At 44.7% G+C, this 1,861-nt stretch carries 3 protein-coding genes; all 3 read left to right on the forward strand.

From position 1 onward, the window contains the following. The coding region (locus A3756_RS23950) for a WS/DGAT domain-containing protein (protein ID WP_156490736.1) at positions 1–720 on the forward strand (720 nt) is incomplete at its 5' end. A gap of 65 nt (positions 721–785) precedes the next feature. After that, positions 786–1,418: an FKBP-type peptidyl-prolyl cis-trans isomerase gene (locus A3756_RS23955; protein WP_068512094.1), complete on the forward strand. Its 633-nt coding sequence runs from the start codon at positions 786–788 to the stop codon at positions 1,416–1,418. 114 nt (positions 1,419–1,532) lie between these two features. Beyond that, the gene (locus A3756_RS23960) at positions 1,533–1,778 is read left to right on the forward strand and encodes a DUF6868 family protein (RefSeq protein ID WP_068512097.1); all 246 of its coding nucleotides are present in this window, start codon (positions 1,533–1,535) and stop codon (positions 1,776–1,778) included. Positions 1,779–1,861: the final 83 nt, after the last annotated feature.

Consider the following 1,861-nt stretch of genomic DNA (forward strand, 5'->3'; position numbering starts at 1 on the left):
AATCCAGATTATGTCTCTGTGTTTCAGGCGCCGAACAGTATTCTAAATAAGCCAATAACAGGCTCGCGTCGTTTTGCAGCGCAGTCATATCCAATAGAACGCTTTAAAACCTTGGCTAAGAAAATGGACGCCACACTGAATGATGTTGTGTTGGCTGTTTGCGGTAGTGCCTTACGTAATTATTTAATTAGTCAACATTCCTTACCCACTAAACCCTTAGTTGCGATGGTTCCAATGTCTATGCGCCGAGATGATAGTGCGGCGGGAAATCAAATTGCGATGATCCTTGCTAGCCTGGGAACCCATGTTGCTGACCCAGCTAAACGCTTGGAAATGGTAAAAAATTCGGTCAAAGATTCCAAAGAGCGATACTCACAGATGTCGCTTGAAGAAGCGATCAATTATACCGCTTTGACCTTGGCACCCGCTGGTTTGAATATGTTAACGGGTTTGTCGGAAAAACTTCAGGCATTCAACGTTGTTATTTCTAATGTACCAGGGCCAAAGAAAACACAGTATTGGAATGGTGCGCAGCTAGAGGGGATGTATCCCGTTTCAATACCTCTGGATCGTATTGCCTTGAATATTACTTTGGTCAGTTATGTAGATCAGTTAGAATTCGGCTTTACGGCTTGCCGCCGCACCTTGCCGTCTATGCAGCGTTTGCTGGATTATGTACAGAAGGGATTAGAGGAATTGGAAGTGGCCGCTGACATCTAAGATATTACCCTACTGACCATTTCGATTGGCAAGTAACAAACTTAACGACTAGTAGATATAGAGATATGACAAAGAAGACTGAAGATAAACCTCAATCGTTCGAGCAGAAAGTGAGCTATGGATTTGGATGGCAGTTTGGCCGTCAGATGCAAAAGAACCGCTTCGAGGGAATGGATATTGAAGCAACGATTCAGGCTTTGCGAGCATGCTTTAATGGTGAACCTTCGGCTTTGTCCGAAAGCGAACTCAACGAAGCCTATGACACGATTAAAGAAAAGCGCATGCAGTTCGAGAAAGATCGTACCGAGAAGTATCAGGATTTGTGCAAAACTTTCTTAGATGAAAATGCCAAGCGAGAAGGCGTACAAGTTACCGACTCAGGTCTACAGTACGAAATTCTGGAAAGTGCAGAGGGCGATAAGCCTAGTATTGATCAGACTGTACGCGTTCACTATCACGGCTCATTCATTGATGGCCAGGTTTTTGACAGCTCTATTACCCGAAATGAACCCGCTGAGTTTGCATTAGATCAGGTTATCCCCGGTTGGACGGAAGGTTTATCAATGATGCCTGTCGGCTCAAAGTGGCGCTTTGTAGTACCCTCTAAGCTAGCCTATGGTGAAATGGGCTCGCCGCCAGCAATACCGCCTAACGCGGTACTGGTATTCGATGTTCACCTGATGAATATTGTTAAGTAAGACTTGCCGTTTTTGCTACCAGGCACCTCGAAGAGCAATACTGCGTGGTGCCTGATTAAGGCCTAGGAAGCTTCTGCTTTCTCTGTATTTACAAAGTAATAGGAGGGCTGAGGGATGACAATTACGCAACTTACTGAACTATTAGGTTGGGCGGTTTTGATTAATCTTGCTTATCTGTCTCTGGCTAGTATCGCGGTGGTATTTTTCAAAGAGGCCATTACATCGATACACAGCAAGATGTTTGATCTTGAGGAAAAGCAACTGGCCCCTGTTTATCTTAGCTTTCTAAGCCAGTACAAAGTCATGACTTTGGTGTTTTTTGTTGCGCCCTACCTTGCGTTGAAGATTATGTGGCATTAGCTCTGCTTTGACCTGAGTAGCGCAGCCTACGGCTAGCGTGAAAACTTTAGAATATGGCCTTTGAACTGGCCCTCTAAATAGTC

Source organism: Oleiphilus sp. HI0086 (assembly GCF_001635225.1).